A 25949-nucleotide genomic window follows, 5' to 3' on the forward strand; every position below is an offset into this window, starting at 1 on the left:
GGCTTGCCCGCGATGGCGATCAGGCAGTCGCTGCCGAAATTCCAGGTTCAACCACCGCCACCAGCCCATCCTTCATCCGCTTGGCATCGCGAACAAAACACCGCGAAGCCAGGAACAGAAACACCATGGTGAAAAACAGCGCCACCGGTATCAGGTACATCGCGTCATGCAGGCCGACAGCCTTGAATGCCTCGGTCATCTGCTCGGCTCCCGCCAACAGCATCGCCGTATGCGCAAAGTGATCGGACAAAGCGCCCACCACCACCGGCCCCAGACCACCGCCCAGCAAATACAACCCGGCAAAGAACAGCGCCATGGCCGTCGCCCGCAAACGCGGCTCGACCACGTCCTGAATCGCTGTGTAAACGCAGGTGTAGAAGTTGTAGGCAAAAAACCAGCCCACACTGAACACCGCCACAAATACCCCTATCTCGATCCGCCCGGAATGCAGCGCCCAAGCGGTGCACAAGGTTGAGATGATCAGACTGAACGCCGCAAACAGCAGACGACCGTTGGCCACCCGCTGGTGAATCTTGTCGGCAACCCAACCGCCCAGTGTCAGGCCGAACAACCCGGTCACGCCGACGATCACCCCGGTCGCTACCGCCGCTTCCTGCAACGGCATCAGGAAGTAACGCTGCAGCATCGGCACCAGAAACGAGTTGCAGGCATAAGTCGCGAAGTTGAAACACAGGCCCGCCATCACCAGCCACAGGAAGGTGGGCACGGCCAGCACCCGACGGATCGGCCGGTCTACGCGTTCCTGCGAGACTTGCACACTTTCTGCGGCGCCGCGTTTGGGTTCCTTGATGAAGAACATGAAGATCGCCAGGATCAGCCCCGGCACCGCCGCGATGAAGAACGGCGCTCGCCAGCTGTCGAAGGTCTTGACCATCCAGCCAATGGTGAAGAACGCCAGCAGCAGCCCCAATGGCAGACCGAGCATGAAAATGCCCATCGCCCGCGCACGACGGTGGGCCGGGAACAGGTCGCCGATCAGCGAGTTGGCGGCCGGGGCGTAGCTGGCTTCACCGATGCCGATGCCCATGCGCACGATCAGGAAACTCCAGAAACTGCCCACCAATCCGTTGACCGCCGTCAGCCCGCTCCATGCCGCCAGGCCCCAACCCATCAATTTACTGCGCGAGCCGGTGTCGGCCATCCGCCCCAGAGGCAGGCCGGCAATCGCGTAGACAATCGTGAAGGCAGTACCGATGATCCCCAGCTGAAAGTCGCTGAGGTGCCATTCCATGCGGATCGGTTCGATGATGATGGCCGGGATGGTGCGGTCGAAAAAGTTGAACAGGTTGGCCAGGAACAACAGGAACAGAATGCGCCAGGCATTCGCCGCTTGGGTCGAGTTCTGCATGGGTCCGTCTCTTTTATTGTTATTGGGGTCTCACTGTCCCCGGAACCTGCAATCTAGTCAGGCTCGCCGTAGCTGTCTGTAATTATTCGTAAGTGTGATATCAGCACATGGCGCAATTCTCGGGCAGGGCGCGCAACCTGTGGGAGCGGGCTCGCCCGCGAAGAGGCCGGCACCTTCAATAGAATGCTTGACTGGTCCACTGCCTTCGCGAGCATGCCCATTCCCACAAGGAATTCGTGGTGTCAGCAAGCAGGTAATTCACCGCCATTGGTCGCATTGAAAAATACCTTCTTGCCCCCTTCCCAAGCCCGATGCGAAGCCTAGAATAGCGGCCTTGCCTGCCCCACCGTGTCCCCATCCCTCCTTTATCGCCCATGTCCGAAGCCAGTCCGTGTCTGAATTGCGGTGCCTGCTGTTCTCATTTTCGCGTGTCTTTTTTCTGGGGTGAATGCACCTCGGCCGGGGGAACGGCGCCCCACGAGCTTGTCGCGCCCACGCTCGATTTATGACCAACGCTCCAGTACTTGCCGGGAGTTCGACGCCTCTTGCGCCAATGGTGAGGCGAACGTGGATTGCGACGCGGCACGAGCAGCATTCGGGCTGGCAGCCCTGCAACCCGAGTTCGAAATGCCTTATGAGCAGATCGCTTAGGGTTTAGCGCTTATCGCTATCAAAATGATGCCGAAAAATATTCGGCGCCAATGTGCCATCACGCCTTGCACTCTGTACATGACCTCTATACTCCAAAGCATTCGCCAGCTTTCATAACGCTGGCCTGGATGACTCAGAGACGGGGCAAGCGATGGAGTGGCTTGGTTTACAGTTCACTACCCAACTGCCAGAAAACGGTCAGGTCATACTCGATTGTGCGCATAACCCTTTTCTAGTGTGGCTGGCCTATGTGGTCGCCTGTACGGCTGGCTTCGCCACGCTAGGCATGACCGAACGGATCGGTCACGTAGAAAAACCCGCGTCCCAACGACTCTGGCGCTGGGTGGGTGCCGGGTGTCTGGCGGGCGGTATCTGGGCCATGCACTTCATCAGCATGCTGGCGTTTCAGGTGCCGATCGAAATCCAGTACCACCTGCCTACCACCCTGGTTTCACTGATCTTCGCGCTGACGGCTTCGTGGCTGGCATTGCAAACCCTCAGCCATCCTCATCTGAATTTCTGGCAATACCTGCGTGCTGCCGTATGGATCGGCCTGGGCATCGCAACCATGCACTACGTGGGCATGGCCGCCATGCGTTCGGTTGCGACGGCCTATTACCACCCTGCCCTGTTCGCCCTTTCTATCGTGATCGCGATAGGCGCCAGCCTGGCCGCACTGTTGATTTCCAGTCACTTGCGCGATGGCAGCGGAGCGTTTCATCTATTGCTCAAATACACCGCCAGCCTGGTGCTCGGGGCCGGTATCGTCAGCATGCACTTCACCGGCATGGCGGCACTCAACCTGGTGCTGCCCGACAACAGCCTCCAGCCGTTGCCCGGCGACAACAACCACCTGCAACTGGGGCTGACGGTGGCGGTCATGACGTTGCTGATCATTGGCAGCAGCATCAGCGCGGCACTGGCCGACAAAAAACTACAAATCAAGGATTGCGACCTGCAGCGGGTCAACACGTTGGTCAGTCAACTTGATCAGGCACGCCTGTCACTGCAACAGGTGGCGCACTACGACGCGTTGACCAACTTGCTCAACCGCCGTGGGTTTAACCAGCTCTTCGCCGAAAAGCTGATCGAGAAGACCAACGAAGCCGGCAGGCTGGCGGTGCTCTTCCTCGACATCGACCACTTCAAGCGGATCAACGACAGCCTTGGTCATGACGCGGGCGACGAACTGCTCAAAGTCTTGGCTGACCACATCAGGGGCTCGGTACGCAGCCACGACGATGTGGTGGCGCGCTTCGGTGGGGACGAGTTTTGCATTCTCATCGGCCTGCATGACCCTGAAGAAGCGCGGCACATGGCACAGCGCATCATGCTGAAAATGAAAGACCCCATCGAGCTGGCCGGACGAAGCATGGTCATGACCACCAGCATCGGCATCAGCCTGTTCCCGGAAGATGGCAAGACCTGTGAGGAGCTGCTGAAAAACGCCGATCTGGCGCTATACCAGTCCAAGGGCAGCGGGCGAAACGGGCTGCATTTTTTCAGTCCACACATGAAAGCCCGCGCCACGCTGGAGCTGCAACTCGAAGAAGAACTGCGTCATGCACTACGCGAAGACGACGGGTTGATGCTGTATTACCAACCGATCTATGACCTGAAAACCGGCCAGGTCACCAAACTCGAAGCACTGATTCGCTGGCAACACCCGGTTCACGGCTTGCTCGCACCGGATCGATTCATCGCCATTGCCGAGGCGAACGGCCTGATCGCCGAACTGGACGACTGGGTGTTGCGCAAGGCCTGCGAGGACCTGGCTGAACTGTCCCGCCAGGGGTGCGAAGAACTCATAATTGCCGTGAACTGCTCGCCCCTGAACCTGGCGCGCGAAGAGCTGGTCGATGAAATCGAACACGCCCTGCGCGTTGCCGGGGTGGCACCCCAGCGGCTGGAACTGGAAGTGACCGAAAACGCGCTGATGGGCAATCTCGCCAAGACCCTGGTATTGCTGCGGCAGATCCGAGCCCTCGGGGTTTCGCTGTCGATTGACGACTTCGGCACTGGATATTCATCCCTGGCCTACCTCAAGCGCTTGCCGCTAAACACACTGAAGATCGACCGCTCATTCATCCAGGACATCCCCAAGGCCACCCAGGACATGGAAATCGTCCAGGCCATTATCGTCATGGCCCACAGCCTGCATTTGCAGGTTGTCACCGAAGGCGTCGAAACCTTCGAGCAATATGACTTTCTCGAACGCCTGGGCTGCGACTTTGTTCAGGGCCACCTGCTCAGCCGTCCGGTGCCACTGGTTGAGCTGCTTCCGGTGCTGAACGAAATCAACCAGCGCAAAGACTCGCTCAGCGTCAGTCCTCTAAGTCTGGCTCGCGCCCAAAAATCCCTGCCCCCCATGCAAACGCATCAGTTGTGCGGCCAATCCGCTGATCGGTGTGGCTGAACCCTGTTCGCGGGAAAACTTCACTGCGGTGTCCAGATCCTTGAGCAGCGTGCGGACGCGCCACTTCACGGGCTCGAAGCGGCTGTCAGCCATTTGCGGGGCGAGGATTTGCAAGGGTTTGGAATCGGCGAAACCGCCGGCCAGGGCCTCGGCGATCAGACTGGCGTCGACACCGGAACGCTCGGCCAATGCCACCACTTCGGCGATCACCAGCGCATTGCAGGCTACGATCATTTGATTGCAAGCCTTGGTCACCTGCCCTGCCCCGACCGCGCCCATATGGGTCACCCGCTGGCCGAGACTTAGTAAAACCGGTCGAACCCGCTCCAGATCAGCCGTATTGCCACCGACCATAATTGCCAGGCTGCCGGCCTCGGCACCGACCACTCCGCCGGATACCGGCGTATCCAGCCAACTCGTACCGGTTTTGCTGAGCAGCTCTGTCGCCATTTCCCGCGTCGCGGTAGGTTCCAGGCTGGAAAAATCCACCAGCAACTGACCGTTTTTCGCTCCCTCGACAATACCCGCAAGACCAAATACCACCTCACGTACAACGGCTGTATCGGCCAGACACAACATCACCACGTCGGCGTGCTGACACAACTCGGCAGGCGTGGCGACCTGTCGTGCGCCGGCCTCGACCAGTGGCGCGCACTTGGCCGGATTGCGGTTCCACACGGTCAGCGGATAACCCGCCGCCAGCAGGCGCTGGCACATAGGCAAACCCATCAGGCCGATCCCGGCAAACCCAAGTGAAGGTAACGTTGCCATCATTTAGCCTCCTTTTGATTAAAGATCATTAAATATTGGCCGATTCATCATGGCTAAGGAAAGGATTCCCCCGAGTGATATTTCAGGCCAACCCCCTGACGCTTGGGCCAAATACGCGCTGAAAAAAGCCGCGAGCTCCCATTCCGTGATGGTTTGACGACGGCCTGTCGCCCAACCAACCAGTCCAGGTACATGGCGCACAATGACTTCTAAAAACAATCCGGCCACTGCGATATCCGATCTGACATTGAGCCCTGCGGCGAACAGCCCCGCACCCTCGAAGCCATTGGCTCCATCGCGCCCGCTGGCGACTCAGCAATACCTGTACTTCACCGAAACCAACACTGACCGTATCCTCGATAACCTCGACGGCCTGCGCGACATGGTGTTCCCGCGCCCGCCGCATCTGGAAGGCGACAGCGAACATCACAGCGATCAGGAATTCCCCTCGGTGTGCCTGATCGGTCTGGGCCGCTGCGGTTCGAACATCGCGCTGGACGTCGCGGAACTGGTGTACAACGCCCGCAAGTTCTACCTCAACGAATTCAATAGCGAAGACCGTCTGTCACCGGACAAACGCTTCGCCGAAAAGGGCTATAGCCCGGCACAGTGGATTCGCAACAACCTGCGCCTGGGGACGAACAAAGCTACCAAACCGGTGTTTCTGGTAGAGCCGCTGGTGATGCTGGGCGACCTGGACAAAGACATCGCCGGTCGCATCCGTTTCTCGCGCAAGGGCGAAAAAAGCGGCTTTTTGCGCGACTACAGCAAAATGAAAATCATGGACTTGTCGGAAGTCCACGCCGGAGGCGCCGGTAACGCGCCGATCCTCGGCCAATACCTGGCCAAGATCATCTTGAACAAGGACACCCAGCGTTTCTCCAGCCCCGACTGGAAGATGATTCACTCGTACCTGATCGACAGCTGCGGCATCAAGGCCAACCAGTCGCGCCTGTATTTCTCGATCTTCAGTGCTGGCGGCGGTACCGGTTCGGGCATGGCCTCGGAATTCGGCCTGGCCCAGCAACACTCGTACATGAACAAGACATTCGACACCAAGCCGATAGACGAGCACGACGGCAAGAGCGGTCATTCCTTCGTCTTCGAGCCGATCTTCACCAGCGGCATTTGTGTGTTGCCGAACATCTCCGATCACCGCAGCGAAATGTCCGAGGCGCTGCACATCAACGCCGGTCGGCTGCTGTGCAAATACCTGTCGGAAGAGTGGGACTTTTCCTACAACTTTGCCAATGAAGACAGCAGCGAAGCCAGCGTCATGGGCCGAATCCGCCCATGGAACGCGATGATGCTGATCTCCAACGACATCATGCGTTATGCCGAAGAGAGCGATGACGGCAATATTCAGAACATCGACGTCAACGCGATGGAAAAGCACGCCAACCAGTACATCTCACAGCAGATCTTCAACATTCTGACGGCGCAGGCGGTTACTACCGACTACGACCAGAACTATTTCCGTCGCGCCGGCATCGACATCGGCGAGACCATTCGCCTGGATGCCAACGACCTGTTCATGAGTCTGGCCGGCCCGGTGGCGATTGCCTACGCCGAATCCGTGGTGCCGGAAACGCCGCCGCCGAGCAGCGACAAGTTCAAGGTGTTCGAGAAAGAGCCGCAGCGGCTGAACATCGATGATCTGTTCTTCCGCTCCATCGACTTGCCGCACTTCAACAAAGTGACACAGGCGATCGAAGGTATCAGCCTGTTGCCGATCGAATCCAAGCGTTATCGCGCCTCGCTGGAGCAGTACAAGAATTCGGGGTATGACGCGGCCGCGTTGCACGACCTGCACTTCTTCAAGAACTGTTCGTCGGTGGTGTCGATCGTTTCGCTGCCCAAGGACTACAAGCTGTCCTACATGGACCTGAACCGGTTGAAGACCCACCTCAACAGCTTGTTTCCCAACACGACGCTCAAGCGTTATGCGTTGGTGATTGGCGCCTCGGCCAACTTGTCGTTGACCACCCTGATCGCCAAGAGCCCGTGCCTGTCGGACGATTTCCTGACGCTGATCGTGGCCTTCATCAAGCGTTGCTTCGCGAAAAACCCGTACCGCTTTGACGAGACACTGGATAACTCGATCCTGGACTTCATCATTAACGAAGACTTCGACGAAGACCGGATCGACGAGCTGCTGAATGAGTTCGAGAACCCGGCGAAGATCCTCGACACCAACTGGTACGCGATCAAACCGATGTACGAGAAGAAGTACCGCGAGCTGATCAACGACAAGGACAAGTTTGTCTCGATCAATGACATTCGTTTGTCGCGCGATTGCGTGAAGAAGGCGATCAAGTACCTGCGCGAGATCTACCGTCACCGGATTGGCAAGACCAAGGTTATTTCGCTGAATAACCACACCGGCAAGACCGCTTAGTCAGTGATGGCTCGTCGCGAGCAAGCCCGCCCCCACATTTGATCGCATTCGTCTGAAAGAACGCGGTCCCCTGTGGGAGCGAGCTTGCTCCGGGCGGCGCTCCGACGATGGCAGCATCAGAATCACCATAAATTCCAACATCCAGAAACAATTAAGCAGCCAATCGGCTGCTCGATAAACTGTTCCCGTTACGTTTACGTCACCGTGATGCTGGCCCGCCTGTGGCCTTTCTCTACGGCAACATGCCATCACGCTACTCGGCTACACACTTTTGCCCGACAACGGCGCGCACCAATAGAGTGCAAGCCTTCAGCTCGTCGCCCTTTCCTGGATCATAATCCACGGCGAAACGACTACGGCCCACAGCTCCGGATCGCGTTCAAAAAGATCCAGCGCCCGCGTTTCAGACAGCTTGGCGACTTTGTCGTCGGCCAGCCAGGCGGCCACTTTCTCGCCTTCGTCCGTCGCCACTGCCTCGGCCGCGGCGATCAAATCCAGACCCGGGTCGACCCATAACAGGGCACCCTTGGCGAAGAACGGTTCCAGCTCCTTCCAGGTAATAGATGCGGTTTCACCAAGCAGCTTGGCATAGAGGGTGCTAGGTTCTTGAGTCATGGGTCCTGTCCGGAAAAGAAATTGACGTAATCATAACGTCGGTGGTCTGGCAGAAAAACCCGGATGCAATTGAGACACCGAACGAAAAGAGCAGCAAAGCCAAGGATTGCTGATATTTCAGCTATAACCCCCGCCGCGATTCTGTCTTTTTCTTTCAATAAAGCGACACCCCCTGGTTTTGCCCCCTGGCGCCAGCTTCCCAGGCTAACAATTGGCGCTCTACACTGTACCGGTACAGTTGCCGGGGGCATTTTCCGGAGGATATCGAAGATATCTGACCCGGTTCTGCTGCTACGGCGCCAGGACTATAAAAACTACAACAGTAAGAGTGGAGCACTATGACTAAGGCTACTAAGCAGATTTCCAAACTGTTTGCCGCTATGGTTCTGGCCGGGGTTGCCAGCCATTCGTTCGCAGCTGACACCATCAAGATCGGCATCGCCGGCCCTAAAACCGGCCCTGTAGCCCAATACGGCGACATGCAGTTCAGTGGCGCCAAAATGGCCATCGAACAGATCAACGCCAAAGGCGGCGTAGACGGCAAGAAACTCGAAGCCGTTGAATACGATGACGCCTGTGATCCAAAACAAGCGGTAGCGGTCGCGAACAAAGTCGTCAACGACGGCGTCAAGTTCGTGGTCGGTCACCTGTGCTCCAGCTCCACTCAACCGGCTTCGGACATTTACGAAGACGAAGGCGTGATCATGATTACCCCGGCTGCCACCAGCCCGGACATCACCTCCCGTGGTTACAAAATGGTGTTCCGCACCATCGGTCTGGACAGCGCCCAGGGCCCTGCCGCCGGTAACTACATTGCCGACTTCGTAAAACCGAAGATCGTTGCTGTTCTGCACGACAAACAGCAATACGGTGAAGGCATCGCCACCGCCGTTAAAACCACTCTTGAGAAGAAAGGCACCAAGGTTGCCGTGTTCGAAGGCATCAACGCCGGCGACAAAGACTTCTCGTCGATCATAGCCAAGCTCAAGCAAGCCAACGTCGACTTCGTCTACTACGGCGGCTACCACCCGGAGCTGGGTCTGATCCTGCGTCAAGCCCAGGAAAAAGGCCTGAAAGCCAAGTTCATGGGTCCGGAAGGCGTGGGTAACGACTCCATTTCGCAGATCGCCAAAGAGGCTTCCGAAGGTCTGCTGGTAACCCTGCCGAAATCCTTCGACCAGGATCCGGCCAACATCGCCCTGGCTGACGCATTCAAAGCCAAGAAAGAAGACCCGAGCGGTCCGTTCGTGTTCCCGTCCTACTCGGCTGTGACCGTCATCGCTGACGCCATCAAGACCGCCAAGTCCGAGGACACGGCCAAAGTGGCTGAAGCCATTCACGCGGGCACCTTCAAAACCCCGACTGGCGACCTGAGCTTCGACGACAAGGGCGACCTGAAAGACTTCAAATTTGTGGTTTACGAGTGGCACTTCGGCAAACCTAAAACTGAAGCCAAGCCTCAGTAAGGCGTTGCCTGACTGACTGCCAATAAAGCCCACGGCGTGCCGTGGGCTTTGTTTTACGAACGTATTGGGCCGCGCTGGCGTGATCCGCCGGTCTCCCCACCTGAAAATCTCAAAACCGTCATCAGCGGTTCGCTGGCAAATCTCGAATTCGAAGTGGGTGCAGATCCACGGGGCTCGAGCGGGAAAATGACTCCACCAGTGAAATGCGTATCAGGTTTTTAGGAGCGCTGTAATGCCTGACATCTATCACTTCTTCCAACAGCTGGTTAATGGTCTGACCATTGGCAGCACGTATGCCCTGATCGCCATCGGCTATACGATGGTTTACGGCATCATTGGAATGATCAACTTCGCCCACGGCGAGGTGTACATGATTGGCTCCTATGTGGCGTTCATCGCCATTGCGGGCCTGACCATGATGGGACTCGACAGTGTTCCGCTGTTGATGACCGCTGCTTTTCTCGCGACCATCGTCGTGACCAGTGCCTACGGCTACAGCATCGAACGGATCGCCTACCGCCCATTGCGCGGCAGCAACCGTCTGATCCCGCTGATTTCCGCCATCGGCATGTCGATCTTCCTGCAGAACACGGTTCTGCTGGCGCAAGACTCCAAGGACAAATCCATCCCCAACCTGATCCCCGGTAACATCTCCTTCGGGCCAGGTGGCGCACAAGAAGTGCTGATTTCCTACATGCAAATCGTGGTGTTCGTGGTGACCTTCGTCGCCATGCTCGGCCTGACGCTGTTCATCTCCCGCTCTCGCCTGGGTCGCGCCTGCCGTGCCTGTGCCGAAGACATCAAGATGGCCAACCTCCTGGGTATCAACACCAACAACATCATCGCCCTGACCTTCGTCATCGGTGCCGCACTGGCGGCCATCGCCGCCGTGCTGCTGAGCATGCAATACGGCGTGATCAACCCGAACGCCGGTTTCCTGGTTGGCCTCAAGGCCTTCACCGCAGCGGTACTGGGCGGTATCGGCAGCATCCCCGGCGCCATGCTCGGCGGGATCGTGCTCGGGGTGGCGGAAGCCTTTGGTGCCGATATCTTCGGCGACCAGTACAAGGACGTTGTGGCGTTCGGTCTATTGGTTCTGGTGTTGTTGTTCCGGCCAACCGGCCTGTTGGGCCGTCCGGAGGTTGAGAAAGTATGACTAGGAATCTTAAACAGGCGTTGTTCAGCGCCTTGCTGGTGTGGGCCGTGGCCTACCCGGTACTCGGTCTGAAACTGACCATCGTCGGCATCAACCTCGAAGTCCATGGCACCAGTGATGCAACCCTGATCACCATCGCCGTGTGCTCGGTGCTGATGTTCCTGCGGGTGCTGTTCGACCAGCAGATCAGCTCGGCCTGGCGGTCTTCGCCAAGCATGCCGCTGATTCCGGCCAAGGCCAGCAACTTCCTGACCCTGCCGACCACCCAGCGCTGGATCATCAGCGCGTTGATCGCCGGCGCACTGGTGTGGCCGTTCTTCGGCTCTCGCGGGGCGGTGGATATCGCCACCCTGGTGCTGATCTACGTGATGCTCGGCCTCGGCCTGAACATCGTGGTCGGCCTGGCCGGTCTGCTTGACCTTGGTTATGTCGGTTTCTACGCCGTCGGCGCCTACAGTTATGCGCTGCTGTCGCATTACTACGGCTTGAGCTTCTGGATCTGCCTGCCGATCGCCGGCCTGATGGCGGCCACTTTCGGCTTCCTGCTCGGCTTCCCGGTGCTGCGTTTGCGTGGTGACTACCTGGCAATCGTGACCCTGGGCTTCGGTGAAATCATTCGTCTGTTCCTGCGTAACCTGACCAGTGTGACCGGTGGCCCGAACGGCATCAGCAACATCGAGAAACCGACATTCTTCGGCCTGACCTTCGAACGTAAAGCCGCGGAAGGCATGCAAACCTTCCACGAGTACTTCGGCCTGGCGTACAACTCGATCAACAAGGTGATTTTCCTTTACCTGGTTGCATTGTTCCTGGCACTGGCTGCGCTGTTCGTTATCAACCGTTTGCTGCGTATGCCTCTGGGCCGCGCGTGGGAAGCGCTGCGTGAAGACGAAATTGCCTGCCGTGCACTGGGTCTCAATCCTACAGTCATCAAACTGTCGGCCTTCACCCTGGGCGCCAGCTTCGCCGGTTTCGCCGGCAGCTTCTTCGCTGCGCGTCAGGGCCTGGTGACGCCGGAGTCCTTCACCTTTATCGAGTCGGCGATCATTCTCGCCATCGTGGTATTGGGTGGCATGGGCTCGCAACTGGGCGTGATCCTGGCTGCCGTGGTGATGATCCTGTTGCCGGAAATGATGCGTGAGTTCAGTGAGTACCGCATGTTGATGTTCGGCGCCTTGATGGTGCTGATGATGATCTGGCGTCCTCAAGGCCTGCTGCCCATGCAACGTCCTCACATGGAGTTGCGCAAATGAGCCGCGAGATCCTCAAAGTAGAAAACCTGAGCATGCGCTTCGGCGGCTTGCTGGCAGTCAACGGCGTAGCCCTGAGCGTGAAGGAAAAACAGGTCGTGGCACTGATCGGCCCCAACGGCGCCGGCAAGACCACCGTGTTCAACTGCCTGACCGGTTTCTATCAGCCGAGTGGCGGCAGCATCCTGCTGGACGGCGAGCCGATCCAGGGCCTGCCCGGCCACAAGATCGCCCTCAAAGGCGTGGTGCGCACCTTCCAGAACGTGCGGCTGTTCAAGGACATGACCGCGGTCGAGAACCTCTTGATCGCCCAGCACCGTCACCTGAACACCAACTTCCTGGCCGGTCTGTTCAAGACCCCGGCGTTCCGCAAGAGCGAGCGCGAGGCCATGGAGTTCGCCGAGTTCTGGCTGGACAAGGTCAACCTCACGGCGTTCGCCAACCGTCCGGCCGGCACCCTGGCCTACGGTCAGCAACGTCGCCTGGAAATCGCCCGCTGCATGATGACCCGCCCGCGGATCCTCATGCTCGACGAACCGGCAGCCGGCCTGAACCCCAAGGAAACCGAAGACCTCAAGGCGTTGATCAGCATGTTGCGTGAAGAGCACAACGTCACCGTGCTGCTGATCGAACACGACATGAAACTGGTCATGAGCATTTCCGACCACATCGTCGTGATCAACCAGGGCACGCCCTTGGCCGATGGCACGCCGGAACAGATCCGAGACAATCCCGAAGTGATCAAAGCCTACCTGGGGGAAGCGTAAATGCTGCAATTCGAAAACGTTTCCACCTTCTACGGCAAGATCCAGGCCCTGCACAGCGTCAACGTGGAAATCCGCCAGGGCGAAATCGTCACCCTGATCGGTGCCAACGGCGCAGGCAAATCGACCTTGCTGATGACCCTTTGCGGTTCGCCGCAGGCCCACAGCGGCAGCATCAAGTACATGGGTGAAGAGCTCGTGGGGCAGACCTCGGCGCAGATCATGCGCAAGAGCATCGCCGTGGTCCCGGAAGGTCGTCGGGTGTTTGCCCGCCTGACCGTGGAAGAAAACCTCGCCATGGGCGGGTTCTTCACCGACAAGGGCGATTATCAGGAACAGATGGACAAGGTTCTCGGACTTTTCCCACGCCTGAAAGAGCGCTTCGCCCAGCGCGGTGGCACGATGTCCGGCGGCGAACAGCAAATGCTCGCCATCGGTCGTGCACTGATGAGCAAACCCAAGCTGCTGCTGCTCGACGAACCGTCGCTGGGCCTGGCACCGATCATCATCCAGCAGATCTTCGACATCATCGAACAGCTGCGCAAGGACGGTGTGACGGTGTTCCTGGTGGAGCAAAACGCCAACCAGGCGCTGAAGATTGCTGACCGTGCGTACGTTCTGGAGAACGGCCGGGTAGTGATGCAGGGTACCGGTGAAGCGCTGCTGACCGATCCGAAAGTGCGTGAAGCGTACCTGGGTGGTTGAGTCTTTGTGATGAACAAAAAAAACGGCCTTCGGGCCGTTTTTTTTATGGCTGCCGATTGATAGCCGATCGTTCCCACGCGGAGCGTAGGAACGATCAGTCTCGGTATTTTTTTGAAGTTTTTTTGTTGGGGCTGTAACGCATCGCCATGACGTTCCTCTAGAGCCGTAAGCAAGCAAAAACGCTTGCGAACCCAAGCTCACTTTCGGAGAAACATCATGACTGCTACCACCCGCACCCTGTCCGCCACCGCCCTGGTTCTGGCCCTCGGTTCTGCACTGAGCATGGCCGCTGTCTCCACTGCCCAAGCCGCCTCCGCAGACATGGAAAAATGCTTCGGTGTGTCCCTCAAAGGTAAAAACGATTGCGCTGCGGGTGCTGGCACTACCTGCGCCGGCACATCGAAAACCGACTTCCAGGCCGACGCCTGGAAACTCGTCCCTAAAGGCACCTGCGCCACCTCCGAAAGCAAGACCTCGCCGACCGGTTTCGGTCAGATGGAAGCCTTCAAAGCCAAAGCCTGATCGCCCCCCCCCCCCGCCTGAGTGTCGACCATGAACAATTTATCGTTCGGGCTCCCGCCCCGCGCCGGGCTGGGGCTCAAGACCGAGCACTTTCATGAAGTGCTCGGCACACAACCGGACATCGGTTTCTTTGAAGTCCACGCCGAAAACTACATGGTGGCCGGCGGTCCGTTTCATCATTACCTGGGGTTGATCCGCGAGCAGTATCCGTTGTCGCTGCATGGCGTCGGCCTATCGATCGGTGCTGAAGGTCCGCTGGATGTGCGGCATCTGCAACGGCTCGCCGAGCTGATCGAGCGTTATCAGCCCCACTCCTTTTCCGAACACCTGGCCTGGTCCAGCCATGGCCCGGTGTTTCTCAATGACCTGCTGCCCCTGGCCTATGACACGCCGACGCTAAACCGCGTCTGCGAGCACATCGACCAAGTGCAGAACACCCTCAAACGCCCGATGCTGCTGGAGAACCCCGCAACCTATCTTGAATTCCAGCGCTCGACGCTGGACGAGGCAGACTTCATCACCGAAGTCATTCGCCGTACCGGCTGTGGGTTATTGCTGGATGTGAACAACGTCTACGTGTCGAGCATCAATCACCGACGCGACCCGTTGGCCTACATCGAGGCCCTGCCCCTTCATGCTGTAGACGAGATACATCTGGCAGGGTCCGCAGAAGACACCGACAGCCTCGGTGACCGTCTGCTGATTGACGATCACGGTGCGCCCATCGACAACGCTGTGTGGGCGCTGTACTTGCGCGTGCTGGAGCGGATTGGCCCGATCGCGACGCTGATCGAGCGCGACAACCAGTTGCCGGCATTCAGCGTGCTACACGCCGAGGCGCGTCAGGCCGATGAGTTGCTGCTATGCGCCGAGGCCCGGCCATGAGCACACAAGCGACTTTCGCCGCTGCCCTGCTCGATCCGCAACGGGTTTGCCCCGAGGGTTTGTTCAGTGCAAACGGGGCGGATCCGGCCAGCCGTTTCGCGGTGTATCGCAACAATGTGCAGAGCTCTTTGATTGACGCATTGGCAGACAGCTACCCGGTGATCTTGCAGTTGGTTGGCGATGAGTTTTTCCGTGCGATGGCAGCGGTTTACGTGCAGAGCAATCCGCCTCAGAGCCCATTGATGAGCGACTACGCAAATGATCTGGCGGAGTTCATCGAAGGCTTCGCGCCCGCAGCCAGCGTGCCGTATCTGGCAGATGTCGCGCGATTGGAACGGTTGCGCACAACCGCCTGTCACGCCGCCGATGCGCAGGCCCTGAGCCATGAACAGATCGGCGCAGCGCTGGCCGACCCGCAAGCCCTGAGCCAGCTGAGCATCGAACTTCACCCATCCTTGAGTCTGTTGAATTCAAGCTTCGCCGTGGTCGCGATCTGGGCGGCCCATCAGCGAGACGCAACGCTGGCAGGCATTGATCTGAACCACGGGCAAAGCGCGCTGGTGTTGCGCAACGGTCTGGAGGTTGAAGTCTTTGCCATCGATCACGGCGCCAGCGCTTTCATTCAGAACTTGCGAAACGGCCAGCCGCTGGCGCAAGCGTTGGCGTGCGCACCCATGTTCGACCTCAGCCAAACCCTGGCGCTGCTGATCAGCCACAACGCCATTACCCTTTTACGTCACAACAAGGTATCGCCATGAATACCCGGACTGGATCGCAGAACCCCATCAATCGTGCCATCGTGCTGCTGCAAATAATCCCCCACAGCCTGATCGCTTTCATTGCGCGTTTCTCCATTGCAGCAGTGTTCTGGAAGTCGGGGCAGACCAAGGTCGAAGGCCTGGCCATTGACCTGTTCGAAGGCACCTTTGAGCTCGGTGTGCCGCGACTGGCGGATTCGACCATTGCGTTGTTCCAGAGCGAGTATCAACTGCCGTTGCTGTCGCCAGAGATCGCCGCGCACCTGGCGGCGTTCGCCGAGCACTTTTTTCCGACCCTGATTTTGATTGGCTTTGCCACGCGTTTTTCGGCATTGGCATTGCTGGGGATGACCCTGGCGATTCAGTTTTTCGTTTATCCGAATGCGTATCCCACCCACGGAACCTGGGCGGCGGTGCTGCTGTACTTGATGGCGATCGGGCCGGGCAAATTATCGATCGATCACTTGGTCGCCAAGCGTTACGCGGACTGATAACCGCTTGTCGAATTCCCGCCTAAACCTGTTAATTCTGACAGTAGCCAGAATTGCTCACTGAGTATTGACTGGGACATCCAACCGCTCATTGACGAGGGTGCCGCCCGTGACTACCGATGAATCCAATCCAGGCGTTTTGGCTATTGATCCTCCGCGATTTCCAAACGCCACAGACCCGATCACCCCCTACCCTGCCCCGTCACCAGGAATCCACTACGTCGGTCTCCGGCAGGCTGCGTTCGACATCCCTCTTGCGCGAGACCCCACTCGACAAAACGCGACAAAAGGCATAGGCGATCCGCCTCTGAATGCGGATTACGAAAGCATTATCGTGATGGTGAACGACGAACCGATTTCCACCCAATTTGTTGCACCGGCTGATCGGAACGAGCCGTTCTATTTCAATCTTCCTCAGTCAGTGCTCAACGAGGGACTGAATGACGTAAAGCTTCGGTACCAGCGGGGCAGTGGAAACTTCACTGATTCAAAAGAGCTGGGGGTGCAATACCACCGTAACTTGCCGGGGGGTAATGAGGTGCCAGGTACCGGCGACCACCCGGCACTGGACATCGCTTTTGCATCGCAATTGGGCAACCCGCCTCTGATCGGTATCGAGGAGCTTACTAATGGCTTGGTCAAACTGATACTCGACTATCCGTTCAAAAGGCCCCACGACAGAATCAAACTGGAGATCAACAATGTGCCGTTTTTTTTCACGGTACAGCCTGGTGAAGAAGGCAAACCTTACGTCATCACCCTGACGTTGGAGATGTACAACACGCTTCAAAAACCCTCGACACTTTCAATTAACTACACCGTCACCGATCAGTTGGGGAACCCCACACACCTGCGACGCTGGTCGAAGAAAATCACGGCCGAGGTTGATCCCGTGGACGGCGAGTTGTCCGTCATGGGGGCACGGGTCGCGTCGGTGCAGTATTGGGCGAACAAAGGTGGCTCGCGCTACATAACGGCACTGGACGTGCGAACCGGGCGACCGCTCAGGGCGCGCTGGCGATACGAGGGTGCCACCGAGGAGGTGGCCACTGCGCACTTCGATGACACCCAGCCCGAACGTCTGCTGCACGTACGCTATGGCGCGCGCAGTGTTGCAATCAAACCAGCCAACTTCTATGGGAATGGCCTGTGTGATCTCAACAACTTCAGCCTGGCTCATTCCGCGTTTGTGGCACTGCAAGACAATGGGAAGCTGACGGCCTGGGGGCTGTCGGCCAGTGGCGGCAGCCTTCCCGCGTCCATTATCCCGATTCGCGATGTCATTGAAGTGGTTTGGTCCTCCATGGCATTCGCCGTACTGCGCGCGAATGGTTCCGTAATGGCATGGGGAAATCCCATCACGGGCGGCGAAGTGCCCCAAGCGATTGCCGTCCTCAGCGACATTCGCCGGATTTGCAGTGGCGGGCAGGCAATTGCTGCGTTACGTGCCGATAGCTCGGTGGTCGCCTGGGGCAATCCCGCTTGCGGAGGCCTGGTCCCCGCCGCCATCAGCCAGCTCAAAAACATCCGCCAGGTTTCTACCAGTGGCGCGGCCTTCGCCGTGCAGCTTGCCGATGGATCGGTGAGAGCATGGGGTGAGGCGCTGCGTGGGGGGTTGGTGCCCGCCGACATTGCCAGGCTCACCAACATCGCTGAGGTAGTCAATAACCATGATGCCTTTGCAGCGCTGTGTACGGATGGCTCCGTCGTTGCCTGGGGCTCCGAAGCTGCAGGCGCAAAACTACCGGTCAGCATCAGTAATGTCGTCAGAATCATCAGCGCCGGCTATGCGTTTGTCGCCCATCTGGACAGCGGCCATGTGGTGGCATGGGGAAGACCGGACTGGGGCGGTAGTGCGCCGGCCTCGATTCTCGCCCTCGACAACATCATTGATGTCGTTGGAGCGGGCTATGCGTTTGCAGCGATATTGACTGACTACCGGGTTGTGGCGTGGGGCGATTCTGCTCAGGGCGGTGTGGTTCCGGCATCGATTGCGGCGCTTCGCAACATCGTTCAACTCGCCACCACCAATGGCGCGTTTGCAGCCCTGTGCGCGGACGGCACAGTGGTGACCTGGGGCAATCCGGTGTGGGGCGGGGACAGCAGTCGGGTAGCCAACCAACTGGTCAACGTGGTGGCCATCTACAGCAATGCCGAAGCCTTCGTCGCATTGGCCAGCGACGGTCGTGTCGTCACGTGGGGGCTGGCTGGATCCGGCGGAAACAGCGATGCCGTTCGGGACGAGCTATTCAGACAGGTGTCCTACCTGGCACCCGCCGTATCGCAAGGTATGGCAGGCAATACGGTGGCCGAGTCCGGGGCGGAGTAAACCTGATGCCCATCGCCTGCCAGTCTGGAAGTTGAGTGGCAGGCGATCATCAACCGGGACAGCAGCGCAACTGAAAAAGGCGTTGGCAGCGGCTACAGCCGATCCAGCGCCTCGCCGCTGCGTTTGAACCAGCCGATCAGGTAGTCGGCCAGCACTTGGGTACGTTTCGGCAAACCGCCCTGATACGGATGCACCAGGTACATGGGCATGCTGCGAGTCTGATAGTCGCGCAGGAGCCATCGCAATCGCCCGTCAGCCAATTCCGCTTGCAGCAAGTACGACGGCAAACGCGCAATACCGGCGCCGGCCAATGCGGCTTTTTTCAGCAGGTTGTAATGGTTGCTGGCGAACGGCCCCGAGACCCGCACCCGCAACAATTCGTGTTGTTGGTGATAAAGCCATTCTTCGCGACCGCTGTAGTGGCTGTTAAGCAGGCAGCGATGCACCGCCAATGCTTGAGGCGTCAGCGGCTCGCCGTACTGTTCGAGATAGGCCGGGCTGGCACAGGTCATTTCGTGCCAGGCCAACAGCGGGCGCGCAACCAGTCGTTGGTCATTGGCCACCTCGGAGCGAATCGCCAGGTCAAAACCGTCGCGGGACAAGTCGTGAAAGCTGTTGTTGAGGTCCAGCTCGATCTGCACCTGTGGATACTGGTGGGAAAACTCCAGCAGCAAGCCATCGAAGAAAGTTTCGCCCAAGGAAACCGGAACCGTCATACGCACCGGCCCGGCCATATCGTCTTTCAACCGCGCCAATGCCTGACGTGCCCTCTCCACTTGAATCACCAGTGCCTGGGCCTGAGGCAGCAACGCCGCGCCAGCAGCGGTCAGGCTCAAACGACGGGTGGTGCGTTGCAGCAGGACCACGGAAAATCGCGCTTCCAACAGACTGATGCGCTTGGACAACTGGCCCTTGCTGCAACCCAGTTGCTGCGCCGCCAAGGTAAAACTGCCGGCCTCGATCAACACCGCGAACGCCGCCAGATCATCCATCTCGCTCATGGATTGTTTCCATTTGAAAACCAAAGGTTGCCTATTAGCGCGCTTATCAATAGAAAAAACCACTCTAGACTGCAACCTCGTTCAAGCATTTCGAGGAACAGCACGATGAAAATTCTTTTGATAGGCGCAGGCGGCACCATCGGTTCGGCGGTCGACAAGGAGCTGTCCGAGCGTCACGAGATCATCCGCATTGGCCGTAACAGTGGCGATTTTCATGTGGATATCAGCGACAGCGCCTCGATTCGCAAACTGTTCGAACAAACCGGCAAGTTCGATGCGCTGGTTTGCGCCGCCGGCAACGTCACCTTCGCGCCGCTGGACGAAATGAATGAAGACAGCTTTGCCCTGGGCCTGAAAGACAAGCTGATGGGCCAGGTCAACCTGTTGCTGATCGGCCGCGAATTCGCCAATGACGGCGCCTCGTTCACCTTCACCACCGGCGTGCTCAGCCACGACCCGATTCGCAGTGGTGCCTCGGCAGCGCTGGTGAATGGCGCACTTGACAGCTTCGTCCGCGCCGCCGCCATCGAACTGCCTCGCGGCCTGCGGGTGAACTCGGTGAGCCCTACCGTTCTGCTCGAAGCCATGGGCAGCTACGCGCCGTACTTCCGTGGCTACAAACCGGTTCCGGCAGCGGATGTGGCATTGGCCTACGCCAAAAGTGTCGAAGGCTTGCAAACAGGTCAGACCTTTCACGTGGGCTAAGCCCTTGTGATGAACGGTCAGGCTGCGTAACGTGGCAGCACTTGTCTGGAGACCCAAAGATGCGTGTTGCCCGTTCCCTAGTCCTTGTCGCCCTGCTTCCGCTGTTTGCTGCCTGCCAATTGCTCGATGGCCCTCGCGAAAGTGCCTCCCACGTGGGCCAGACCCGCATGCAAGGCCAGTTGACGGCGGCCGACGGCAAGCTGCTGTTCCAGCCGTGCAACGAACAGCGCAGTTATGTGGTCAACGACACCGGCGGCACCAGCGTCCTGCAAGAGGCCGCGACGCTGGCCGATGCGCAGGGCAAATTGTTCGCCGACGTGCGTGGCCGAATCGTTGCCAGCGGTGCCGATAGCCGCCTTGATCTTGCGCAGTTGTACCGCGTCGAACGCTCGGGCACTGCGTGCAACGATCCCAATTTCAAAGCGCTGATCCTGCGCGCCGCCGGCCATGGGCCTGAGTGGAACGTCAAAGTCAGCGGCAAAGGCATGGTCATCGACCGCGCCGGTCAGCCACCATTGGCCCTGCCCTACGTCGAAGAGCAACTGGGCGATGGCCGCTTTAATCTCAGCACCGAAGCCAACAACCAGCACATCGAACTCTGGGTCGCGCCGCAACGTTGCGTCGACAGCAGCACCGGTAGCGTTCAGCACATGAGCGCCGAACTGCGCATCGATGGCCAGGTTCAGCGCGGTTGCGGGTATTTCGGCGGATCGCGCGACGACTGATCGTTTTAGCCTCACGGGAATCATTCTTTGAGGCTTATAATCGCCGGCTTCAAACGCCTTGGCGCAGTTGTGCGCCCCGCGAACCGGATCCTGTCATGTTACGAATCACCGAACTCAAGTTGCCGATCGACCATCCCGAAGAGGACCTGCGCCCTGCCATCGTGCAGCGTCTGGGCATCGCCAGTGATGACCTGCTCGATTTCACCTTGTTCAAGCGCAGCTACGATGCGCGTAAAAAATCCTCCGAACTGTGCTTCATCTACACCATCGACCTTAACGTTCGCGATGAGGCGGCGGTGCTGCACACGTTCGCCGATGACCGTAACGTCAACGTGGCACCGGATGTCAGCTACAAAGCGGTCGGCCAGGCGCCGGCCGATCTGCAGCAACGCCCAGTCGTCGTCGGCTTCGGCCCGTGCGGGATTTTCGCCGGGCTGCTGCTGGCGCAAATGGGCTTCAAGCCAATCATCCTCGAGCGCGGCACCGAAGTGCGTCAGCGCACCAAGGACACCTGGGGCCTGTGGCGTAAAAGCGTGCTCAACCCCGAGTCCAACGTGCAGTTTGGTGAAGGCGGCGCGGGGACGTTCTCCGACGGCAAGCTCTACAGCCAGATCAAGGATCCGAAGTTCATCGGGCGCAAAGTCCTGCATGAGTTCGTCAAGGCCGGCGCGCCGGAAGAAATCCTCTACGTCAGCAAACCGCATATCGGTACGTTCCGACTGACCGGCGTTGTGGAAAACATGCGTGAGCAGATCCGTGCGTTGGGTGGCGAAGTGCGCTTTCAGCAGCGGGTCACCGACGTGTTGATCGAAGACGGCCAATTGGTTGGCGTTGAACTCAATGGCGGCGAACAGATCCATTCGAAACACGTGATTCTGGCCCTCGGTCACAGCGCCCGGGACACCTTCCGAATGCTTCACAGCCGTGGCGTGTTCATGGAAGCCAAGCCGTTCTCGGTGGGTTTCCGCATCGAGCACCCACAATCGCTGATCGACCGCGCACGCCTGGGCAAATACGCCGGCCACCCGAAACTCGGCGCTGCCGACTACAAACTGGTGCACCACGCCAGCAACGGCCGTTCGGTCTACAGCTTCTGCATGTGCCCGGGCGGCACCGTGGTGGCGGCGACGTCCGAGCCGGGCCGCGTGGTCACCAACGGCATGAGCCAGTACTCGCGCAACGAACGCAACGCCAACTCCGGGATCGTCGTCGGGATCACCCCGGAAGTCGATTATCCGGGCGGTCCGCTCGCCGGCATCGAGCTGCAGGAACGTCTGGAGTCCCACGCCTACGTGCTGGGCGGCAGCAACTACGAAGCGCCAGCGCAACTGGTTGGCGACTTCATCGCGGGCAAACCGTCTACCGAGTTGGGCAGCGTTGAGCCGTCCTACAAACCGGGCGTTGCCTTGGGTGATTTGGCGTTGGCCTTGCCGGCGTTCGCCATCGAAGCCATTCGCGAAGCCTTGCCGGCGTTCGAGAAACAGATTCGTGGCTATTCGCTGCACGACGCGGTGTTGACCGGGATCGAGACGCGCACGTCGTCGCCGTTGCGCATTACCCGTAACGAGTCGATGCAGAGCTTGAACGTGAAAGGCTTGTTCCCCGCAGGTGAAGGTGCGGGCTATGCGGGTGGGATTCTGTCGGCGGGTGTGGACGGGGTTCGAATTGCTGAAGCCGTAGCGCGAGACATCCTCGGCCTGGAAGCCTGACGCGAGATGATGATCGTTCCTACGCTCTGCGTGGGAACGATCGTCGTGTCAGATATTGGCGCGCAGTACGGTGGCCGGTAACGGCTCGCCGCGCTCGACGCTCGCCGCCACGGCATCGATCAAACCACTCAACTCATACCCCTGAGTCTTGAGCCAGGCCTGATCGTAATAGCTGGTCTCATAACGCTCGCCGCCGTCGCACAAAATCGCCACGATCGACCCCGACTCCCCCGCCGCAACCATCTGCCGGGCCGCCATCAAGGCGCCGATCAGGTTGGTCCCGCTCGACCCGCCCACACGTCGACCCAAGCGCTGCGCCAGGTAATGCATGGCCGCCAGAGACAACGCGTCCGGCACCTTGACCATCGCATCAATCACCTTGGGCAGGAACGATGCCTCAACCCGCGGCCGCCCAATCCCTTCAATCCGCGAACCATGATCCAGTCGCAGGCTGGCATCACCCGTCTGGTAGTAATCAAAGAACACCGAGCGCTCGGCATCGGCACACAGCACGCGGGTGCAATGCTGGCGATAACGCACGTAGCGACCCAGCGTCGCGGTGGTGCCGCCGGTGCCGGGGCTGGAAATCAGCCAGCTCGGCTCGGGGTGCTGTTCGAAGCGCATTTGCTGGAAGATCGATTCGGCGATGTTGTTGTTCGCGCGCCAGTCGGTGGCGCGTTCGGCGTAGGTGAACTGGTCGATGAAATGCCCGTCATGTTCACGAGCCAAGCGTTCGGATTCGGCGTAGATCTGCGTCGGATCGTCAACCAAATGACTCTTGCCGCCGTAGAAAGCGATCTGCGCAATCTTCTCTTTGGACGTCGTTGCCGGCATCACCGCAATGAACGGCAAGCCCAGCAAACGAGCGAAGTACGCCTCGGAAATCGCCGTCGAACCGCTGGAAGCTTCGATGACCGGAGCTCCGGGTTTGAGCCAGCCGTTACACAGTGCATAGAGAAACAACGAGCGGGCCAACCGATGCTTCAAGCTGCCGGTGGGGTGACTGGACTCATCCTTGAAATACAACTCGATGCCCGGCAAACCCGGCAGCGGCAAGGGGATCAGGTGGGTGTCGGCGCTGCGCTGGAAGTCGGCTTCGATGATCCGGATGGCTTCGCGGGCCCACTGTCGGTTGTCGCTCATGATGGTTTTCTCGTTGAATCGGGCAAGAGGCGGCCTTGTTGCAAGGCTCAGTCAACAAGCTTAGGAAAAATCCTACGTAACGCACAGATACAGCTGAGGCCCAATACGTCCGGCAACTGCTAGGCTCAGGTCCGTGTTGCTAATTAGCGCTGTTACGGCATATAACAAAAAAGAATATATCTTTTGTTTTAACAACTAACGGTACGGGTTAGGGTGTGCCACCTTTTGAATTCATCGATGGAGAGCGACCTTGCCTCTGCGTAGCACTTTCACGCGTTTCTTTCAGTTGGAAGCTGCCAGCGGTCTGTTACTGATCGCCGCTGCGGCCCTGGCTTTGATCATCAACAATTCCCCGCTGTCGTGGCTTTACAGCAGTTTTCTGGACACTCCGGTGGTGGCGCAGATCGGTGCGCTGCAAATCGCCAAACCGGCGCTGTTGTGGATCAACGACGGCCTGATGGCCCTATTCTTCCTGCTGATCGGCCTGGAAGTGAAGCGCGAAGTCCTTGACGGACAACTGTCCAAGCCTTCGCAGATTGTCCTGCCCGGCGCGGCAGCGATTGGCGGCATGGTGGTGCCGGCGTTGCTCTACTGGTTTTTGAACCGCGATGACCCGGCAGCCCTGGGCGGCTGGGCCATCCCGATGGCCACCGACATCGCCTTCGCCCTCGGAGTCCTCGCCCTGTTGGGCAAGCGGGTACCGGTATCGCTGAAGCTTTTCCTGATGACTTTGGCGATTATTGACGACCTCGGCGCAATCATCGTCATTGCGATCTTCTACTCGGGTACGCTCTCGACCCTTTCACTGTCTCTGGCCGCAACGTGCATCGTGGCACTGATCGCGATGAACCGGCTCGGGGTGGTCAAGCTCGGGCCGTACATGATCATCGGCCTGATCCTTTGGGTTTGCGTGCTCAAGAGCGGTGTCCACGCGACACTGGCCGGTGTAACCCTGGCGTTCTGCATTCCACTACGCACCAAAAACGCCGAGACTTCGCCGCTGCTGACGCTCGAACACGCCCTGCATCCATGGGTGGCCTACGGCATCCTGCCGCTGTTCGCCTTTGCCAACGCCGGCCTGTCCTTGAGCGGCGTGACCGTGGAAAGCTTCACCCATCACGTACCAATGGGCATCGCAGTAGGCCTGCTGCTCGGCAAAACTCTCGGCGTCTTCGGCCTGACCTGGCTGGCAGTAAAAACCGGCATCGCCGCCCTGCCCCAAGGCGCCAGTTGGGGCCAGGTGTTGGGCGTGGCAATCCTTTGCGGGATTGGCTTCACCATGAGTCTGTTTGTCGGCTCCCTGGCCTTCGTGCCCGGCGCCAGCGAATACGCCGGGATGGATCGCATGGGGATTTTGACCGGTTCGATTCTGGCGGCGTTGATCGGTTATGCGGTGACTGCGGCGGCGAGTCGCAAGAGCGCCGTGCTGCAATCCTGCTAAACAGAGACAGCTCCCAGAGTCATTCAAGACTCGTCCTACAGCCACGATCAGCCTCGTTCGTTAACGTCGCACAGCCCCTTTGTTGGGGGCTGTCGATGTACGAACGCAAGGAAGATCAGTGGCTGGCAATAAGGACATCCCCCGGGTTCAGAACCCTCCGTCAGGCGATTACGGCGAAGTCGCCTGGCTCAGCGCTCGCAAGGTAGACGATGCAGGTCTGCTAAGTCTCGAAACCATCAGTGGCAGCACCCTCTCGCTTGGCATCGGCCGCCTTGCACTCAGCGCGCCGGAGCTCGCCGTTCCCGCCGCAGCAATTGGCGCCTCTGGAGCTGCAGCATTGGCCGGCGTGGTCGCGCTGTTCTGGACGTCAAGCCTGGGCGACAACGCCCTCTACACCGAAGATCAATTGCGCAGTTTGAAACAGGCCAGAACGTGTTCGTCTACAGGTAGAGCAACAGGCTGATGGCAGTCTCAAGGGCTACGGTTTCTACACCGGAAAGCACCGTGATTGGGAAATGGTAAACCCCGACGTCACCTGATCGGGGTTTTTTTTGGTTCTTCACGGAATCCCGGGAAACACAGAAACAAGAACGCCGATTTGATTGATGATGTTCGTGCGAGCAAACACATCTAACAAACCGGCGTTCTTATGCGCGATATTAATACTTTCCTTCCTTTT

21 protein-coding genes and 2 pseudogenes are annotated in these 25949 nt (G+C 58.8%); 18 read left to right on the forward strand and 5 right to left on the reverse strand.

Going from position 1 to position 25949, the window contains the following annotated elements; all coding sequences use genetic code 11:
- Positions 1-19 precede the first annotated feature (19 nt).
- Positions 20-1369: an MFS transporter gene (locus FQ185_RS13735; RefSeq protein WP_149417869.1), complete on the reverse strand. Its 1350-nt coding sequence runs from the start codon at positions 1367-1369 to the stop codon at positions 20-22.
- A gap of 374 nt (positions 1370-1743) precedes the next feature.
- Between FQ185_RS13735 and FQ185_RS13740 the strand changes: the two are divergent.
- Together FQ185_RS13740 and FQ185_RS13745 are read left to right on the forward strand one after the other, a co-directional pair.
- Positions 1744-2020, forward strand: a pseudogene (locus tag FQ185_RS13740) (YkgJ family cysteine cluster protein).
- Between the two features lie 151 nt (positions 2021-2171).
- The gene (locus FQ185_RS13745) at positions 2172-4436 is read left to right on the forward strand and encodes a bifunctional diguanylate cyclase/phosphodiesterase (protein ID WP_149417870.1); all 2265 of its coding nucleotides are present in this window, start codon (positions 2172-2174) and stop codon (positions 4434-4436) included.
- Here the strand turns inward: FQ185_RS13745 and FQ185_RS13750 are convergent.
- Positions 4353-5210 carry an NAD(P)-dependent oxidoreductase gene (locus FQ185_RS13750; RefSeq protein ID WP_178113533.1) on the reverse strand — a complete coding sequence of 286 codons (858 nt, stop codon included), beginning with the start codon at positions 5208-5210 and terminating at the stop codon, positions 4353-4355. The genes FQ185_RS13745 and FQ185_RS13750 overlap by 84 nt on opposite strands.
- A 199-nt stretch (positions 5211-5409) precedes the next feature.
- On the opposite strand from FQ185_RS13750, the gene FQ185_RS13755 reads away from it, so the two are divergent.
- A complete protein-coding gene (locus FQ185_RS13755; RefSeq protein WP_149417872.1) occupies positions 5410-7605 on the forward strand; it encodes a hypothetical protein in 2196 nt (731 codons plus the stop codon).
- A gap of 309 nt (positions 7606-7914) precedes the next feature.
- On the opposite strand, the gene FQ185_RS13760 is transcribed toward FQ185_RS13755, so the two are convergent.
- A complete protein-coding gene (locus tag FQ185_RS13760; protein WP_149417873.1) occupies positions 7915-8220 on the reverse strand; it encodes a DUF2288 domain-containing protein in 306 nt (101 codons plus the stop codon).
- A 338-nt stretch (positions 8221-8558) separates the two neighbouring features.
- Between FQ185_RS13760 and FQ185_RS13765 the strand changes: the two genes are divergently transcribed.
- The 10 genes from FQ185_RS13765 to FQ185_RS13810 all read left to right on the forward strand — a co-directional run bounded on the left by FQ185_RS13765 (position 8559) and on the right by FQ185_RS13810 (position 18546).
- The gene (locus FQ185_RS13765) at positions 8559-9686 is read left to right on the forward strand and encodes a branched-chain amino acid ABC transporter substrate-binding protein (RefSeq protein WP_149417874.1); all 1128 of its coding nucleotides are present in this window, start codon (positions 8559-8561) and stop codon (positions 9684-9686) included.
- Between the two features lie 232 nt (positions 9687-9918).
- The gene (gene livH / locus FQ185_RS13770) at positions 9919-10842 is read left to right on the forward strand and encodes a high-affinity branched-chain amino acid ABC transporter permease LivH (RefSeq protein WP_149417875.1); all 924 of its coding nucleotides are present in this window, start codon (positions 9919-9921) and stop codon (positions 10840-10842) included.
- On the forward strand, positions 10839-12095 hold the full coding sequence (locus FQ185_RS13775) for a high-affinity branched-chain amino acid ABC transporter permease LivM (protein WP_149417876.1): 1257 nt from the start codon (positions 10839-10841) through the stop codon (positions 12093-12095). The genes livH and FQ185_RS13775 overlap by 4 nt, the downstream gene beginning before the upstream one ends.
- Positions 12092-12859, forward strand: coding sequence for a high-affinity branched-chain amino acid ABC transporter ATP-binding protein LivG (gene livG / locus FQ185_RS13780; RefSeq protein WP_149417877.1), 768 nt, complete (start codon positions 12092-12094; stop codon positions 12857-12859). The genes FQ185_RS13775 and livG overlap by 4 nt, the downstream gene beginning before the upstream one ends.
- The gene (locus FQ185_RS13785) at positions 12860-13561 is read left to right on the forward strand and encodes an ABC transporter ATP-binding protein (RefSeq protein WP_059407957.1); all 702 of its coding nucleotides are present in this window, start codon (positions 12860-12862) and stop codon (positions 13559-13561) included.
- A gap of 216 nt (positions 13562-13777) precedes the next feature.
- Positions 13778-14083 carry a DUF2282 domain-containing protein gene (locus FQ185_RS13790; protein ID WP_149417878.1) on the forward strand — a complete coding sequence of 102 codons (306 nt, stop codon included), beginning with the start codon at positions 13778-13780 and terminating at the stop codon, positions 14081-14083.
- A 30-nt stretch (positions 14084-14113) separates the two neighbouring features.
- Positions 14114-14968 carry a DUF692 domain-containing protein gene (locus tag FQ185_RS13795; protein ID WP_149417879.1) on the forward strand — a complete coding sequence of 285 codons (855 nt, stop codon included), beginning with the start codon at positions 14114-14116 and terminating at the stop codon, positions 14966-14968.
- Positions 14965-15726: a DUF2063 domain-containing protein gene (locus tag FQ185_RS13800; protein WP_149417880.1), complete on the forward strand. Its 762-nt coding sequence runs from the start codon at positions 14965-14967 to the stop codon at positions 15724-15726. The genes FQ185_RS13795 and FQ185_RS13800 overlap by 4 nt, the downstream gene beginning before the upstream one ends.
- Positions 15723-16217, forward strand: coding sequence for a DoxX family protein (locus tag FQ185_RS13805; RefSeq protein WP_149417881.1), 495 nt, complete (start codon positions 15723-15725; stop codon positions 16215-16217). Before FQ185_RS13800 ends, FQ185_RS13805 begins: the two co-directional genes overlap by 4 nt.
- A gap of 109 nt (positions 16218-16326) precedes the next feature.
- Positions 16327-18546, forward strand: a complete 2220-nt coding sequence (locus tag FQ185_RS13810; RefSeq protein ID WP_149417882.1) for a hypothetical protein — start codon at positions 16327-16329, stop codon at positions 18544-18546.
- A gap of 92 nt (positions 18547-18638) precedes the next feature.
- On the opposite strand, the gene FQ185_RS13815 is transcribed toward FQ185_RS13810, so the two are convergent.
- Positions 18639-19547: a LysR family transcriptional regulator gene (locus FQ185_RS13815; protein WP_149417883.1), complete on the reverse strand. Its 909-nt coding sequence runs from the start codon at positions 19545-19547 to the stop codon at positions 18639-18641.
- 105 nt (positions 19548-19652) lie between these two features.
- On the opposite strand from FQ185_RS13815, the gene FQ185_RS13820 reads away from it, so the two are divergent.
- The 3 genes from FQ185_RS13820 to FQ185_RS13830 all read left to right on the forward strand — a co-directional run bounded on the left by FQ185_RS13820 (position 19653) and on the right by FQ185_RS13830 (position 22686).
- Entirely contained in the window at positions 19653-20252 is a 600-nt protein-coding gene (locus tag FQ185_RS13820; protein ID WP_149417884.1) for a short chain dehydrogenase, read from the forward strand.
- Between the two features lie 59 nt (positions 20253-20311).
- Complete coding sequence (locus FQ185_RS13825) at positions 20312-20977, forward strand: COG3650 family protein (RefSeq protein WP_149417885.1); 666 nt, start codon at positions 20312-20314, stop codon at positions 20975-20977.
- 95 nt (positions 20978-21072) lie between these two features.
- Entirely contained in the window at positions 21073-22686 is a 1614-nt protein-coding gene (locus FQ185_RS13830; protein WP_149417886.1) for an NAD(P)/FAD-dependent oxidoreductase, read from the forward strand.
- A 48-nt stretch (positions 22687-22734) separates the two neighbouring features.
- On the opposite strand, the gene FQ185_RS13835 is transcribed toward FQ185_RS13830, so the two are convergent.
- Entirely contained in the window at positions 22735-23832 is a 1098-nt protein-coding gene (locus FQ185_RS13835; protein ID WP_178113537.1) for a PLP-dependent cysteine synthase family protein, read from the reverse strand.
- 247 nt (positions 23833-24079) lie between these two features.
- On the opposite strand from FQ185_RS13835, the gene nhaA reads away from it, so the two are divergent.
- Both nhaA and FQ185_RS13845 read left to right on the forward strand, forming a co-directional pair.
- Complete coding sequence (gene nhaA, locus FQ185_RS13840) at positions 24080-25270, forward strand: Na+/H+ antiporter NhaA (protein ID WP_149417888.1); 1191 nt, start codon at positions 24080-24082, stop codon at positions 25268-25270.
- 166 nt (positions 25271-25436) lie between these two features.
- Positions 25437-25794 (forward strand): annotated as a pseudogene (locus FQ185_RS13845) (S-type pyocin domain-containing protein); the annotation flags it as partial.
- Positions 25795-25949: the final 155 nt, after the last annotated feature.

The sequence above is a fragment of the Pseudomonas sp. ANT_H12B genome (assembly GCF_008369325.1).
Classification (GTDB): domain Bacteria; phylum Pseudomonadota; class Gammaproteobacteria; order Pseudomonadales; family Pseudomonadaceae; genus Aquipseudomonas.